The sequence below is a fragment of the Cutibacterium sp. KB22876 genome (assembly GCF_059728865.1).
The window spans coordinates 1886301-1901550 of record NZ_AP040858.1 but is presented as its reverse complement, the minus strand read 5'-3'; the positions used below and the strand labels follow the sequence as shown (position 1 = coordinate 1901550).

The following is a 15250-nucleotide window of genomic DNA, read 5'->3' as shown; positions in this document are numbered from 1 at the left end:
ACCCTACCCGGACGCGCGGTAGGCCACATCTCAGCGCGCCTCGGAAAATGTCGAGCTGAGGAATCGTGGAGCGAGGGTGATCCGATTGTGGATCAGTTCTCGTCGTCGAGGTCCTCAGCCGCTGACGCACCATGACTCACCTCGGCGGGAGCTGCCTCGGTCTCGACCTGGGAGGGATGATTGCGACGCCTGGGACGACGAATCGTGCGTCGCACTCCCTCACCAAAAGCAGCGGCCTTCACCATCGGCGTCCCGACCGTCTGGGTGAAGGTTTGAGCGAGTTCAGCAGCCTGACCGGTGACGACGGTGCCGTGTTCGGAAATGGTGTGAATGTCCTCGATGACCTGGTCAAGCTTCGAGATCTCACCATTGGTGATGACGACCGTTCCCTTGAGTTCTTCCAAGATCGGCACCGTCGACTCATCCACGTCGCGGACCGTCCTGCGCACCTCATCCAGGACGCCACCAAGTTTCAGCAGGGGAACGGCACACAGCGCGACGAGCACCACCGCCGCGAGGGCAGCGATGAGTCCGGCGATCTGACCCAGGGTCATGACTTCTTCTCCTCGGTGGTATCTCGTCCGAGCAGCATCCGTATCTGGCTCAGACGTTGTGAGATGGCAGCCTCATTGCCGTGGTCGGTCGGGTGGTAATACCGCGTCGAGGCGATGTCGTCAGGAAGATACTGCTGTTCGGCCACCCCGTGCGGAAAGTTGTGAGCGTAACGGTATCCGACCCCGTGACCGAGGTCGTGGGCGGATGAATAGTGCGCGTCCCGCAAATGGGCAGGCACCTCTCCTCCCTTACCGGCGCGGACGTCGGCCAGTGCCCCGTCGATGGCGGTGATGACCGCGTTGGACTTCGGGGCGGTGGCCGCTGCAATGGTCGCCTGGGCCAGGTTGAGGCGGGCCTCGGGCATACCGATGAGTTGAACGGCCTGGGCTGCGGCGACACAGGTTTGCAGCACGCTCGGGGCGGCCATGCCGATGTCCTCGCTGGCCAAGATCACCAGACGGCGGCCGATGAACCGGGGATCCTCCCCCGCCTCGATCATCCGGGCCAGATAGTGCAAGGCTGCGTCGACGTCCGAACCACGTACCGACTTGATGAAGGCACTGATGACGTCGTAGTGCTGATCACCGTCACGGTCGTACCGCACCGCAGCGCGATCCACAGCCGTCGAGACGATCTGACTGGTGATGATGTCAGTTCCAGCCGTGCTCGCTCCGGCGGCGGCCTCCTCGAGATAGGTCAGGGCTCGTCGGGCGTCTCCCCCCGCCAGCTGCAACAGGTCGGCTCGGGCATCGTCGTCAAGGGCGTAGAGCCCGTCCGACTCGGTGCGCAGACCGCGCGGATCACTCAGTGCACGGTCGATGAGGGAGGAGACGTCAGCCTCGGTGAGGGGTTTCAGGGTCAGCAGCAGGGATCGGGACAGCAGCGGGGAGATGACCGAGAAGGATGGATTCTCCGTGGTGGCGGCGATGAGGGTCACGGTCCGGTTCTCGACTGCGGGCAGGAGCACGTCCTGCTGGGCCTTGGAGAACCGGTGCACCTCGTCGACGAAGAGGACGGTCGGCTTTCCCAGCGCCAGCTGACGACGAGCGGTGTCGAGTTCCCGTCGGACATCCTTGACTCCGGCGGTCACGGCCGAGATCTCCACGAATCGTCGGTTCGTGGCGTGGGACACCACAGAGGCAATCGTCGTCTTGCCGACCCCCGGAGGGCCCCACAGGAAGACGCTCATGGCCCCGGTGCCCTCAGCCAGCCGACGCAACGGCGACCCGGGGGTCAACAGGTGTTGCTGACCGACGATCTCGTCAATCGTGCGGGGGCGCAGTCGAACGGCCAGTGGCGCGTCAGGGTTGGGAGTGTCCAGGGACCCGCCACTGGTCGCGTCGGGCTGTGCCGGCCCGACGTTGCCGAAGAGATCCTCACTCACCATGGCACCATATCGCCGCGCTGCGACACCCCGACGTCCAACGACGCTCGACATGAGGAACGGGCGACGACCGTACGCATCAGTCGCCGCCCGTCGTCAGCTCGGAATCGTCACTTCTTGGACTTCTCTGCGTCGTCCTTCTGCCCCTCGGGGGACTCGGCCTTCTTCTTCGGCTTGGCGTCCACCCCAGCCTCACGACGCTGAGCCGGGGTGATGGGAGCCGGAGCGGCCGTCAACGGGTCATAGCCGTTGCCGGTCTTCGGGAAGGCGATGACGTCCCGGATGGTCTCGAAGCTGCCGAGCAGCATGACCAGACGGTCCAGGCCGAAGGCGATGCCACCATGCGGCGGAGCACCGAACTTGAAGGCGTCGAGGAGGAAGCCGAACTTCTCCTGGGCCTCCTCCGGACCAATGCCCATGACGTTGAAGACGCGCTCCTGGACATCACGACGATGGATACGGATGGATCCACCGCCGACCTCATTGCCATTGACGACGAAGTCGTAGGCGTAGGCGAGGGCCGAACCCGGATCGGTATCGAAGGTGTCCATGCACTCAGGGGTCGGGCTGGTGAAAGCGTGGTGGACAGCAGTCCAGGCACCGCCGCCGACCGCGACGTCGCCAGAGGCCTCGGCCTCCTTGGTCGGCTTGAACAGCGGGGCGTCGACCACCCAGCAGAAGGCCCAGTCGGAGGGATCGAAGAGTTCACAACGACGACCGATCTCCAGACGGGCCGCACCGAGCAGCTCCTGGGAGGAGGTCTTCGGTCCAGCGGCGAAGAAGATGGCGTCACCGGGCCTGGCACCGACCTTCTCGGCGATACCAGCCTTCTCCTCCTCCGAGATGTTCTTGGCGACCGGACCGCCAGGCACACCCTCGTCGGAGATGGTGATGTAGGCCAGGCCCTTGGCGCCTCGGGTACGAGCCCACTCCTGCCAAGCGTCGAACTGGCGACGCGGTAGCGAGGCTCCACCAGGCATGACGACGGCGCCCACGTAGGGAGCCTGGAAGACGCGGAACGGGGTGTTAGCGAAGAAGTCAGTGACCTCGGTGATCTCGTTGCCGAAACGAAGATCAGGCTTGTCGGAGCCGTAACGGTCCATCGCCTCGTGCCAGGTGATGCGCGGCAACGGGGTCGGCATGTCGACGCCAATGATCTTCCAGCAGGCCGCCATGGTCTCCTCCGCCAGGGAGATGACGTCATCCTGGTCGACGAAGCTCATCTCGACGTCGAGCTGGGTGAACTCGGGCTGACGGTCAGCTCGGAAGTCCTCGTCGCGGTAGCAACGTGCGATCTGGTAGTAGCGCTCCATGCCCGACACCATGAGCAGCTGCTTGAACAGCTGGGGGCTCTGCGGCAGGGCGTACCAGCACCCGGGGGCAAGGCGGGCCGGCACCAGGAAGTCACGGGCACCCTCAGGAGTGGAACGGGTCAGGGTCGGGGTCTCGATGTCATAGAAGTTATGACGGTCGAGAACCTCACGAATGGCGTGAGCCACCTTGGAGCGCAGCACCAGCGCCTCGTGCTGACGTGGACGCCGCAGGTCCAGGTAGCGGTACTTGAGACGGGCGTCCTCACCGACGGTGACGTGCTCGTCGATCTGGAAGGGCAGCGGGGCCGAGGGGTTGAGAACCTCGAGCTCGGAGATGGCGACCTCGATTTCGCCGGTGGGAAGGTTCGGGTTGGCATTGCCCTCCGGACGAGCCTCGACGACACCAGTCACCTTGATGCAGTACTCGTTGCGCAGATCATGGGCGCCAGAGGACTCCAAGATCTCGTCACGGATGACGACCTGGGCCAGACCGGATGCGTCGCGAAGATCGATGAAGGCAACGCCGCCATGGTCGCGTCGGTGCCCAACCCATCCGGCGAGAGTCACCTCCTTGCCGATGTCGCTGGCTCGCAGGCTTCCGGCGTCATGGGTTCGCAGCACGTTTCATCCTTCCGTTGTCGCAGGCCACGTATAGACGGTACGGGCCGCGAGCCAGCATACCGGCGGCCACCTCAGCCGTCATCCGGGACACACTGCCCGTGGGGCATGCCCCACGTCGAGACATGATTGAGCGCCGTGACGGTCGACCGTCACGGCGCTCAATCATGTCTCGACCAAGGATCAGGCCTCGATCTCGGGGAACCACTCCTCGATCTGCTTGCGGATGGCCTCGTTACCACCGGAACGCTCGTTATTGGCGAGGATCCACTCGCGCAGAGAGCCGCCGGCAGCGTCATTGATGGCGTTTCGGGCCGTCTCGGGATCGCGCAACACGTCCTTCAGCATCGATACCGCCTCGTCGGTGGTGCGGTAGAAGTACGGGTAGTCCTCAGGAACGGTCTTGCGGGCCCAAGCAGCATCCGGGAAGACACCGATCGCGCCAGCGACCAGGGCCTCAAGATACTCGAAGCCGTAGGCCTCATTCTTCGCAGTGGCGAGGAATGCCGTCATACGCGCCAGGGCCTCCCAGTATTCCTCGCGCTGACCGAACAGTGGGCCGACCGAGGCCCACTTGGGCGAGGACATCTTCATGGCCATGACGCTGGCGAGATCGCGCTGGCTCAGGCGAACCTCCATGCGCACGTCCATCTCGGAGGCGACGCGATTCATGACGTCGAGGAAGACCTTCGGCTGCTTGTTGTCGGTGAGGTGAATGGCCGGGTAGAGGACGGTCGGCACCTCGGGATCGACGTGCTCGCGGACGAGATCGTCACGGATACCAGGCTGAACCCAGGCGATCCGAGCCTGGTGGGCCAGCGGGGAGATCGTCCAGCGACGAACCAGCTCGGTCACCTCGCCGGCGGTGCGCTCACCGGAGCACAGGGTCGGGAAGAGGGCGTAGGCCAGGCCCATGGCCGCGAAGTTCACCTTGTGGTGGTAGTGGGACGGGGGCAGCCACTGCAGGTTGAGGATCTTCGGCTCAGCACCCTCACGGTGCATCGTCTGGAAGACGCCGACCGAGTCGATGACGTCGAGGTTGATGACGAGGGTCTCCAGCGGGTCAAGGCTGGACAGCGTCTTGGCCTCGAAACCGTCACACTGCCGATCCTCGTGGTCGACGACGACGGCTCCCGGGTACATCTTGAGGAGTCGCTCAACCAGCGCGGTTCCGCCTCCTCGTCCGACAAGTCGACCCTGGTCGTCAACGATGGGGTCACCATCGAGGAAACCCATCTTGATTGCGATGGTCATTGGTCATCTCCCGTTATCCGTGGGCGGAGGCGCGACCGTGCGCCAAGTTCATGGGTATCACCCTATCGCCGGACGTGGCACTCCGGTGGGCGAACTGAACGCCCTGAGGGCTAAAAGGATGTGTCATCCCCTGGGAACCGAACCCGTCAGGGTCTTCTGCAAGGTCGGAGCCTCTCGAGCAATGAGTTCCGAAGCGGAGAGATCTGCCAGGGATCGCAGCCCGACGACATAACGGGCCGTGAAGATTCCCAACAACTGCGAGAGCCCCAGCGAGGCCCGGATTCCTGCCTCCTCCTCCCCGAACCGGGGCACCAAGAGCTCGACGACGGGGGCCAGGATCTGATCGGTGTAGAACTCGCTCACCATGTCGAAGGTGCCAGGCTGGGTGAGGAGCGCCTGAACCACCCCCTGCATCTGCGGATCCGGTCCGCCCAGGCCGAGATGCCCGTCCCAGGCATCGATGAAGGCCTTGACCAGTGCCTCGCCCAGGTGATCCGGCTCTGTGCCAGAACAGACGTCAGCAATGATCCGGTGTGGTCCGTTCGGCAGGGACATCGCCTCGTTGTAGAGAGCCTGCTTGGATCCGAAGTAGTAGCTCACCAATGAGGTGTCCACCCCAGCTTCCCGGGCAACGGCCCGCAGACTCACCGACTGAAAATCTCCCGCCAGGAAGAGAGCCCTGGCAGCTGCCAGAATCGATGCTCGCGCTGCCCCGGCCTCGCCACGAGGACCACGGCGGGGCGCTCGAGTGCGCTGTGACTGACTCCGGACAGACATGCCACGACCGTACTCCCCAAAAAATCTTCCGGAAAAGGGGACCCCGGTGGCTGCGAAGTGATTTCCACGGTGATGAAATGGGGGCATGGACGCACATCATGGCAATGCGATCCCTCTGGCCGACCAGGATCTCCGAATGGGGCTTGACGTCGGATCGACGACGATCAAGGCCGTCGTCCTCGACCCCGACGAGAACATTCTCTTCGAGGACTACAGACGCCACCATGCCGACATCACCGGCGCCATAGCGTCACTGCTCGGCGACGCCGCCAAGGCCCTCCCCGGCGCCAAGGTGCGCGCAGCCGTCACCGGATCAGCAGGTCTGGGAACCGCCGAGGCCCTGGGCCTCACATTCATCCAGGAGGTCATGGCCGAGACCGCGGCCGTCCAGCACTGGAACCCGGACGCCGACGTCCTCCTGGAGCTCGGCGGCGAGGATGCCAAGATCACTTACCTCAAGCCGGTCCCCGAGCAGCGCATGAATGGTTCGTGTGCCGGCGGAACGGGTGCCTTCATCGACCAGATGGCCACCCTGCTCCACACCGACGCCGCTGGCCTCAACGACCTGGCATCGCGTGCCCACACCATCCACCCCATCGCGTCGCGCTGCGGTGTGTTCGCCAAGTCTGACCTCCAGCCCCTCATCAACGAGGGTGCGCGTCACGAGGACCTCGCGGCGTCGGTCATGCAGGCCGTCGCCACCCAGTGCATCGCCGGCCTGGCCTGTGGACGTCCGATCCGCGGCAAGGTCATCTTCCTCGGTGGTCCGTTACACTTCATGCCGGCCCTACGAGACGCCTTCGCGCGAGTTCTTGAGGGCAAGGTCGACGAATACATCACACCGGAGCGCGCCCAGCTCTACGTGGCCATGGGGGCTGCCCTGACGTCTGCCTCGGAGCCGGTGGACCTCTCCGAGACCGCTGAGCGTTCCCGTCACGCCCGCACCCAGAACGGCATCTCCCAGTCGATGCCGCCACTGTTCAGGAATGAAGAGGAACTGACCGAGTTCACCAAGCGTCACTCCCAGGCCAAACTCCCCCATCTGCCACTGCATGATGCTCGCGGCAACCTCTTCCTCGGTATCGACGCCGGTTCGACGACGATCAAGTCGGTACTGCTTGACGAGTCCCTCAACATCGTCGCCTCCCATTACGCCTCCAACGAGGGCGACCCGGTGAGCGCAGCAGTGCAGATCCTCACCGATCTCTACGACACCATGCCCGCAGAGGCGACCATCGCCCGTACCTGTACCACCGGTTACGGCGAGGGGCTCGTCAAGGCTGCCCTGGGCGCCGAGGACGGTGAGGTCGAGACGATGGCCCACTACCGGGCTGCTGATCACCTGCTTCCCGGAGTCACCGCCATCATCGACATCGGCGGCCAGGACATGAAGTACCTGCGCGTCGTCGACCAGGTCATTGACTCCATCTCCGTCAATGAGGCCTGCTCGTCGGGATGTGGATCCTTCCTCCAGACCTTCGCCGCCGGGATGGACACTAACATCCAGTCCTTCGCCGACATGAGCCTGATGGCCCAGCATCCCGTCGACCTGGGCAGCCGCTGCACCGTCTTCATGAACTCCTCGGTCAAGCAGGCCCAGAAGGAAGGGGCCTCCCCCGCCGACATCGCTGCCGGACTGTCCTACTCCGTGGTCCGCAACGCCCTGTACAAGGTCATCAAGCTTACCGATCCGTCCCAGTTGGGTGACAAGGTCGTCGTCCAGGGCGGCACCTTCCTCAACAATGCCGTGCTGCGAGCCTTCGAGAAACTCACCGGCCGCGAGGTCGTCCGTCCTGCCGAGGCCGGACTCATGGGTGCTTACGGTGCCGCGCTAACGGCCCGTGCCCGCTTCCATGCGGGCGAGCCCACCACCTCTGACGGTCTGCGAAATCGCGCCGAACTGGACGGGTTCGCCGTCGAGACCCACCGCGACGACTGCACCCTGTGCCAGAACCACTGCCAGCGCACCATCGCCACCTTCTCGGACGGACGCGTCTTCGTCTCCGGCAACCGCTGTGACCGCGGCGCCGAGGTCAACAACCGCACGATGGCCAAGCTGCCGAAGTCCGAACTGCCCAACGTCTTCGAGGCCAAGTACAAGAGGCTCTTCAGCTACCGACGACTCACCGTCAAGAAGGCCTTCCGCGGGGACCTGGGTCTGCCTCGCGCCCTCAACATGTACGAGAACTACCCGTTCTGGTTCACGACCCTCTCGGCCTTGGGCTATCGCGTCATGATCTCGGGGCGCTCCTCCCACGCCCTGTTCGAGAAGGGCATGGAGTCCATCGCCAGCGAGAACATCTGCTACCCCGCCAAACTCAACAACGGTCACGTGGAAGATCTCGTGAAGCGCGGTGTCAAGCGAATCTTCGACCCCTGCATCCGTTTCGAACAGGTCAGCGTGACCGACGCCGACGCACATTTCAACTGCCCAGTCGTCGCCTCCTACCCCGAGGTCATCCGTGCCAACGTGGAGAGCCTGCGCGAGAAGGACGTCGAGCTCATCTCTCCCTTCCTCTCCCTGGCCAACCCAGACAAGCTCGCCGAACGACTGGCGGAGATCTTCGCCGAGGACGGGGTGACCGTCGAGGAGGCCCGTCAAGCCGTTACCGAGGGGCTCGAGGAGGACAGGGCCTTTCATGACGACGTCCGCAAGATGGGCGAGGACGCCTTGGCCTACATGGCTGAGCACAACGTTCCCGGCATCGTGCTGGCAGGACGCCCCTATCACGTCGATCCCGAGATTCACCACGGCATTCCCGAGATGGTGAATTCCCTGGGCATGGCGGTCCTCACCGAGGACTCCGTGGCCCATCTTGGGTCTGACCTGCTAGAGCGTCCGCTGCGTGTGCGTGACCAGTGGATGTTCCACTCCCGCCTCTACCAGGCAGCCGCCTTCGTGGGCTCCCGCCCCGATCTCGAGCTCGTCCAGCTCAACTCCTTCGGTTGCGGACTGGACGCCATCACCACCGACCAGGTGCGCGAGATCCTGGCAGCGCGTGACCGCATCTACACCACTCTCAAGATTGACGAGGTATCGAACCTGGGTGCAGCCCGTATTCGGATGCGCTCCCTGCAGGCCGCGGCGAAGGAACGCACCGGCCACGATCGCAAGCTGGTGACCCATCCGCTTTCCGACGACCGGGTCCCCTTCACCAAGGACATGAAGGCGACCCACACCATCCTGGTGCCCCAGCTCGCCCCGTACCAGACCTCGGTCGCGGAGGCAGCTCTGCGCGCCTCCGGTTACAACGTCGAGGTGTTGGAGCAAGCTTCCAGGGAGAACATCGACTTCGGCCTGTCGGTGGTCAACAACGATGCCTGTTTCCCCGCCATCGTCGTCATTGGTCAGCTCGTCTCGGCATTGAAGTCGGGCAAATACGACTTGGACCACACCACCCTCTTCCTCACCCAGACCGGTGGCATGTGCCGTGCCACCAACTACATTGGTCTGCTGCGCAAGGCCCTCAAGGATGCCGGATTCGGAAGCATCCCGGTCATCGCAGCTTCCCTGCAGGGTGTCGAGGACAACCCGGGCTTCTCCCTCACCGCTCCCCTGATTCACCGCATGGTTCAGGCCATCACGATCGGGGACCTGCTGCAAAAGGTCCACTTGCGTACCCGACCTTACGAGGCGGTTCCGGGTTCAGCTGACGAGCTCATGCACCACTGGACGACCATCGCCAGGGAGCACTTCCTGGATGGCGGACATTCCAAGACCTGGGGACGGCGCACCTCCTACAAGGCGATCATCAACGGCGTCGTCGACGGCTTCGAGCACCTCGAACTCGTCGATGGCCCGCGCAAACCTCGCGTCGGTGTCCTCGGCGAGATCTTGGTGCAGTTCCACCCGGACGCCAACAATCACATTGTCGACACCATCGAGTCTGAGGACTGCGAGGCCGTCCTGCCAGGTCTGATGTGGTTCGTCTACAACTGTTTGTCAGCGGGCGACTACAACTACAAGACCTTCGGTACTGACAAGTGGAGCCGTCACCTCAAGAAGGCCTTCCGTGGTCTACTGATGCAGTATCAGAAGCCGGTGACCACGGCGCTGAGGAAGTCGACCCGGTTCGAGGTCCCGACCCCGATCACAGAGCTGATGGAGGACGCCCAACGCATCGTCCAGCTCGGCAACCAGGCTGGCGAGGGGTGGTACCTCGTCGGTGAGATGGTCGACATGATCCGCGAGGGCGTGCCGAACATCGCCGTCGTCCAGCCGTTCGCCTGCCTGCCGAACCACGTCACCGGTCGCGGTATCTTCCGAGAGATCCGCCGTCAGTTCCCGCATGCCAATGTGGTGTCGGTGGACTACGACCCCGGTGCCTCCCAGGTCAACCAGCTCAACCGCATCAAGCTGATGGCTGCCACCGCGCGCGATCGCAACGACTCGGAAGAGCTCGACGCCAACGAGGCCGTACGGCCGGAGTCGGACGAGGAGATCCCGACCTCACCCCAGACGGCATCACGCCCAGACCTCAACGGAACCCCTGTGATGGAGCTGTCACTGCACGTGTAATTGGCCTTTGGGAACCGGTGATATCGTCACCGGCATGGAATTGACTGGCACCCGTCGGCTACAGACGGATCGCCTAGTACTTCGCCGGTTGACCGTCGGCGATGCCCAGCAGGTATATGACAACTGGGCCAGTGACCCGGAGGTCACACAGTTCCTCAGGTGGCCCACCCATTCCAGCGTGGATGTGAGCCGGGCCGTCGTCGGTGCCTGGGTCGATTCCTACGATGATCCAGGAACCTTCAACTGGGGCATTGAGCTGATCGAGGATGAGACCCTCATCGGGCAGACCTCGGTCGTCGAACAGGATCTCAGCGTCGGCCTGGTCAATGTCGGCTATGTCGTCGGACGGCGCTGGTGGGGCAGGGGGTACTGCACCGAAGCGCTGGTCGCAGTGACAGGTTATCTCTTCGCCGTAGCACAGGCCAACAAGGTGGAGGCCAGCCACGACCCGGCCAATGTCGCCTCGGGACGAGTCATGGAGAAGGCCGGTATGGTGACCGAGGGTCTGCGTCGAGCCTCCTGCCTTAGCGGGTCAACGATCCGTGACCAGATCTATCACGGCATACTGCGCAGCGAGTGGGAAGGCCGTCAGTGCTGAATCCTCATCGTGAAGCGACGTGTCGACGGTGGCGCGCGACCTTCCTCATCTTCGCGTCACTGGCCTCCCTGACCTGGGCATTCGCAGGCGTTCTCAACCCCGCGATGAGCCAGCTGCATGCCTTCGTATCGGAGTACTCCGCCCGTGACCAGCCGTGGCGTTACCTCTTCCAGACCACCGACGTCATCATGGGGGCCTCCCTGTGTCTGGCAGGCCTGGCCACTCTTGCCTGGGTTGGCCGTCGTCCCCTTGGCCGCCAGGGGTGGTCGGGCATTGGATTCGTGGCTGGCGGACTTTTCAGTGTTCTTGACGCCTTGGTGACGATGGACTGCTCCCCTACCCGTTCCACGGCCTGTCTGGCTGCCGAGGAGGCCGGTCACGTCAGCCCGAGCCACCTCGTCCACGTCGGGACCTCGACGATCGTCGTCGTCGGTTTTACCCTCCCGATCCTGCTGCTCAACTCCACCATGACGAGGTTCCGCACCTTCGGTCTGATAGTGGCATGGGCGTGGATCGTGTTCACCCTGCTCAACGGCATCGGGGCCATGGACTGGTTCGATGGCACCCCGATGGATTACACCGGGATCTGGCAGCGTTTCAGCTTGTCCCTGGGCACCCTGTGGTGGCTGACGTTAGCCGCCGACGACATCATCACCTCCCGTGCCCAGCGACGCCCAGTTACCTGCTGAGGTGTGAAGGAGGGCTCCCGGAGGTTACCGGGAGCCCTGTTCCTCGTAGGTGTCGCCCTTCGGCAGGCCGCACTCACCAAGAACCGACGACTCCGGGATGAAGATCCTCGGCAGGCGGATTCCAACTCGCGGCGTCAGCCTCGACCTGGTCACCGGAGCGAATGTCCTTGACGGTGTCGGGGTCCCGGTGGTCGCTGTGCTGAGCACCCGGGAACCACACGAAGGGGATCCCGCGACGATCAGCATGCTTGATCTGCTTGCCGAACTTGTCGGCTTTGGGGGCCACCTCGCAGGGGATGCCGCGGGAGCGCATCGCGTGGGCGACGGCCTCCGAGCTGACACGATCCTCCTCGCTGTTGACGGCCACGAGAACCGCTGAGGGAACCGAACGAGAAGACCTCAGCTCTCCTCGGGAGATGATCGGGGCCAGCAAGCGGGTCAGGCCGAGCGAGATTCCCACGCCCGGGTAGATGTGTTTGCCGTCGGAGGCCAGGGACTCGTAACGGCCGCCCGAGCACACCGAACCCATCGACTCGTGGCCGGTCAGTTCGGTCTCGTAGACGGTGCCGGTGTAGTAATCCAGGCCGCGGGCGATCTTGAGGTTGGCAACCATGCGTCCGGGAACGACCTTGTTGACGGCAGTGACGACTCGGTTGAGGGAATCCAGGCCCTCTTCGAGCATGTCGTTGGACACCCCGAGTTCGCGCACCTTGCCGATGAAGGAGTCGTCGGCAGACTGGATGGAGGCCAGGGCGACACACTTGCCGGCGACCTCGTCAGACAGGCCCAGCTCGTCAGTGAGAAGCTCACGCACCGCGTCCGGGCCGATCTTGTCGTACTTGTCGACCCGCTGCAGAACGGCCATGTGGTCCTCGATGCCCAGCCCGCGGTAGAACCCCTCGGAGAGCTTGCGGTTGTTGACGTGCATGGTGACGGTCGGGAAGCCCAGCTCAGTGTGCAGACGCTCAAGAGCCGACAGCATCACCAGCGGGGTCTCGATATCGTGGTGCTCGGCCAGGGTCTGGTCGCCGACGATGTCGATGTCAGCCTGGGTGAACTCGCGGTAGCGGCCCTCCTGAGGACGTTCACCACGCCACACCTTCTGGATCTGATGGCGACGGAACGGGAAGTGCAGGTGGCCGGCGTTCTCCAACACGTAGCGGGCGAAGGGAACGGTGAGGTCGAAGTGCAGGCCCAGACGGTCCTTCTCGGACCGCGAGTCATGAGGGTCAGCGTGCAGTCGATCGACGACGTAGACCTCCTTGTCGATCTCCCCCTTGCGGGTGAGTTGCTCCATGGGCTCGACGGCACGGGTGTGGATCGGCGCGAAACCATGAAGCTCGAAGGTCTCCTCAAGGATCCGGGTCACATGGTTCTCCACCATCTGTCCTGAGGGCAGGAACTCGGGAAAACCGGACAAGGGCTTGAGACGGGCCATGGAAGGAATCCTTCGAAGAGTTGGGTATCAGGGCGGGTTACCCCGCAGGGGTCATTCTGCCAGCCCGAGGGCGATCGGGCTCATTCGTCACTATTCGGTGAGACTTCTCAGTGGAAGTCCGACGAGACCGTGCGGTTGAGAAATGGGTTGGAGATGCGCTCCTGGGCCATCGTCGTCGGTCCCCCGTGTCCTGGCAGTAGGTGGGTGGAGTCGTCAAGGGGCCAGACGACGTCGGACAGGCTGCGAGACATTTGTGCCGGGTCAGCCCCGGGCATATCGGTTCGACCGATGGAACCTGCGAAGACGACATCACCGGACATGACGATCGGGCCGAACTGCGCGTCAACCATGCGGATCATGGAACACCCAGGGGTGTGGCCCGGGGCGTGCAGGAATTCCAGGTCGAGGTCGGCGTACTCGTGGTGGGAGAACGGCTCGACATCGACGACTTCCTCGGGTTCGCGCAAGGTCGTCGATCCGTAGCACTGCTCGATGAGTGGACGGGCGAAGTCAGCCAAGGCTGCCATGGGGTCGGTGAGGAGATGCCGGTCATCTCGAGGGCACAGCACGGGGATGCCGTATTGATCTCCAACCTGGCGAGCTGAACCGACATGGTCGATGTGACCGTGGGTGAGCGCGACCGCCACCGGGGTCAGATGGTGGGTCTTGAGCGCCTCGCCAAGGAACTCCTCGGCACCCATCCCAGGGTCGACGACGACGCAGTCAGACCCTGGTTCGCGCGCCAGAAGATAGCAATTGGCCTGAAAAGAACCAGTGATGAAGGACGCAATGAACACGTTTGCCATTTTATCGGGCAAGATGGAGCGTATGAGTCACGCACAAGCTCCGCAGTCTTTCGGCCGCGTCGATGATGACGGCACCGTTTACGTCCGAACCAGTGACGGGGAGAGGCCTGTCGGCCAGGTGCCGGACTCCACCAGCGAGGAAGCCCTTGAATTCTTCGTGCGCCGCTATCACGCCCTCGAGACCGAGGTGTCGCTGCTGGAATCACGAGTGAGCTCCGGGACCGCCTCGCCGGAGGAAGCCCGATCGGCCGCAAGCAAACTCGTCACGTCCATCCGTGAGGCCAATGCCGTCGGCGACCTGGAATCGCTCGCAGCTCGGGTGGAGGCTCTCAGCCCCACCATCGACGCCAAGGCGGAGACCCGTCGGGAGGAGAGGGCCGAGGCCAAGGCCCGCGCAAAGCAGGCCAAGGAGGACATGGTCGCCAAGGCGGAGGCCATCGCTGCTGGCACCGACTGGCGCGGTGGCATCGGCAAGTTCCGCGACCTGCTTGAGGAGTGGCGTCATCTCCCCCGTATCGACAAGACCACCGACGACGAACTGTGGCACCGCTTCTCCGGGGCTCGCACCGCCTTCACCCGTCGCCGCAAGCAGCACATGGCCGAGCAGAATCACCTGCGTGAGAAGGCTCGCGTGCTCAAGGAGCAGATCATCGAGGAGGCTCGTCCGCTGGCCGATTCGACGGCCTGGGGCGAGACCTCTCGTCAGTTCCGCGACCTCATGAACCGTTGGAAGGCTGCTGGCCCGGCTCCTCGCGACATCGACGAGAAGCTGTGGAAGGAGTTCCGCGCCATCCAGGACAAGTTCTTCGACGCCCGCAGTACTGCTCAGAGCCAGCAGGACGAGGAATATCGCGGCAACCAGGAGGTCAAGGAGAAGCTTCTCGACGAGGCCGAGAAGGACATCCTGCCGGTCAAGGACATTGAGGAGGCCAAGGCCAAGTTCCGCTCCTTCCTGGAGAAGTTCAACGAGGTCGGTCGAGTGCCCCGTGACGCCATGAAGCGCATCGACGCCCGCGTCCGTGACTTGGAGCGTCAGGTCCATTCCGCGGAGGAGGCCGAGTGGAAGCGCACCGATCCGCAGGCTCGTGAGCGTGCCCGCGCCACCGTCGACATGTTCAGCGCCCAGATCGACAAGCTCAGCGCCCAGGCCGAGAAGGCCGAGGCTGCTGGCCACACCAAGGAGGCCGAGAAGGACCGCGAGTCGATCAGGACCTACCAGACCTGGCTGGAAGAGGCTCAGAAGGCCCTCGACGAGTTCAGCGCCTGACTGACAGGAAACGGCCCCGGTCACAACGACCG

At 63.8% G+C, this 15250-nt stretch carries 11 protein-coding genes; 4 read left to right on the top strand and 7 right to left on the bottom strand.

What is annotated here, in order from left to right; translation table 11 throughout:
- Positions 1–92: 92 nt before the first annotated feature.
- From AC6I1W_RS08610 to AC6I1W_RS08590, 5 genes are all read right to left on the bottom strand, one after another.
- Positions 93–554, bottom strand: coding sequence for a DUF948 domain-containing protein (locus tag AC6I1W_RS08610; RefSeq protein ID WP_016667652.1), 462 nt, complete (start codon positions 552–554; stop codon positions 93–95).
- Positions 551–1942, bottom strand: a complete 1392-nt coding sequence (locus tag AC6I1W_RS08605; protein ID WP_065672757.1) for a replication-associated recombination protein A — start codon at positions 1940–1942, stop codon at positions 551–553. Before AC6I1W_RS08605 ends, AC6I1W_RS08610 begins: the two co-directional genes overlap by 4 nt.
- A 107-nt stretch (positions 1943–2049) precedes the next feature.
- Positions 2050–3873: an aspartate--tRNA ligase gene (gene aspS / locus AC6I1W_RS08600; RefSeq protein WP_284950425.1), complete on the bottom strand. Its 1824-nt coding sequence runs from the start codon at positions 3871–3873 to the stop codon at positions 2050–2052.
- 180 nt (positions 3874–4053) lie between these two features.
- Positions 4054–5124 (bottom strand): hypothetical protein, encoded by a 1071-nt coding sequence (locus tag AC6I1W_RS08595; protein ID WP_065672755.1) that lies wholly within the window; start codon positions 5122–5124, stop codon positions 4054–4056.
- 123 nt (positions 5125–5247) lie between these two features.
- Positions 5248–5901: a TetR/AcrR family transcriptional regulator gene (locus AC6I1W_RS08590; protein WP_474063896.1), complete on the bottom strand. Its 654-nt coding sequence runs from the start codon at positions 5899–5901 to the stop codon at positions 5248–5250.
- An 85-nt stretch (positions 5902–5986) separates the two neighbouring features.
- Between AC6I1W_RS08590 and AC6I1W_RS08585 the strand changes: the two genes are divergently transcribed.
- Genes AC6I1W_RS08585 through AC6I1W_RS08575 form a run of 3 tightly spaced genes read left to right on the top strand, consistent with a single transcriptional unit; the run spans position 5987 to position 11707 of the window.
- The gene (locus AC6I1W_RS08585) at positions 5987–10420 is read left to right on the top strand and encodes an acyl-CoA dehydratase activase-related protein (protein ID WP_284950660.1); all 4434 of its coding nucleotides are present in this window, start codon (positions 5987–5989) and stop codon (positions 10418–10420) included.
- A 34-nt stretch (positions 10421–10454) separates the two neighbouring features.
- A complete protein-coding gene (locus AC6I1W_RS08580; protein ID WP_065672872.1) occupies positions 10455–11018 on the top strand; it encodes a GNAT family N-acetyltransferase in 564 nt (187 codons plus the stop codon).
- The gene (locus tag AC6I1W_RS08575; protein ID WP_371258406.1) at positions 11012–11707 is read left to right on the top strand and encodes a DUF998 domain-containing protein; all 696 of its coding nucleotides are present in this window, start codon (positions 11012–11014) and stop codon (positions 11705–11707) included. Before AC6I1W_RS08580 ends, AC6I1W_RS08575 begins: the two co-directional genes overlap by 7 nt.
- Before the next feature lie 73 nt (positions 11708–11780).
- Here AC6I1W_RS08575 and hisS read toward each other — a convergent pair whose 3' ends face one another.
- Positions 11781–13145 carry a histidine--tRNA ligase gene (gene hisS / locus AC6I1W_RS08570; protein ID WP_065672752.1) on the bottom strand — a complete coding sequence of 455 codons (1365 nt, stop codon included), beginning with the start codon at positions 13143–13145 and terminating at the stop codon, positions 11781–11783.
- A 107-nt stretch (positions 13146–13252) separates the two neighbouring features.
- The gene (locus tag AC6I1W_RS08565) at positions 13253–13942 is read right to left on the bottom strand and encodes an MBL fold metallo-hydrolase (protein ID WP_081302573.1); all 690 of its coding nucleotides are present in this window, start codon (positions 13940–13942) and stop codon (positions 13253–13255) included.
- On the opposite strand from AC6I1W_RS08565, the gene AC6I1W_RS08560 reads away from it, so the two are divergent.
- Complete coding sequence (locus AC6I1W_RS08560) at positions 13920–15218, top strand: DUF349 domain-containing protein (RefSeq protein WP_171048555.1); 1299 nt, start codon at positions 13920–13922, stop codon at positions 15216–15218. The genes AC6I1W_RS08565 and AC6I1W_RS08560 overlap by 23 nt on opposite strands.
- Positions 15219–15250 lie beyond the last annotated feature (32 nt).

Bases quoted from the DNA above. Each gene is read 5' to 3' on its own strand.
- AC6I1W_RS08610 (WP_016667652.1), bottom strand. From the start codon at position 554: ATGACCCTGGGTCAGATCGCCGGACTCATCGCTGCCCTCGCGGCGGTG.
- AC6I1W_RS08605 (WP_065672757.1), bottom strand. From the start codon at position 1,942: ATGGTGAGTGAGGATCTCTTCGGCAACGTCGGGCCGGCACAGCCCGAC.
- AC6I1W_RS08595 (WP_065672755.1), bottom strand. From the start codon at position 5,124: ATGACCATCGCAATCAAGATGGGTTTCCTCGATGGTGACCCCATCGTT.
- AC6I1W_RS08590 (WP_474063896.1), bottom strand. From the start codon at position 5,901: ATGTCTGTCCGGAGTCAGTCACAGCGCACTCGAGCGCCCCGCCGTGGT.
- AC6I1W_RS08585 (WP_284950660.1), top strand. From the start codon at position 5,987: ATGGACGCACATCATGGCAATGCGATCCCTCTGGCCGACCAGGATCTC.
- AC6I1W_RS08580 (WP_065672872.1), top strand. From the start codon at position 10,455: ATGGAATTGACTGGCACCCGTCGGCTACAGACGGATCGCCTAGTACTT.
- hisS (WP_065672752.1), bottom strand. From the start codon at position 13,145: ATGGCCCGTCTCAAGCCCTTGTCCGGTTTTCCCGAGTTCCTGCCCTCA.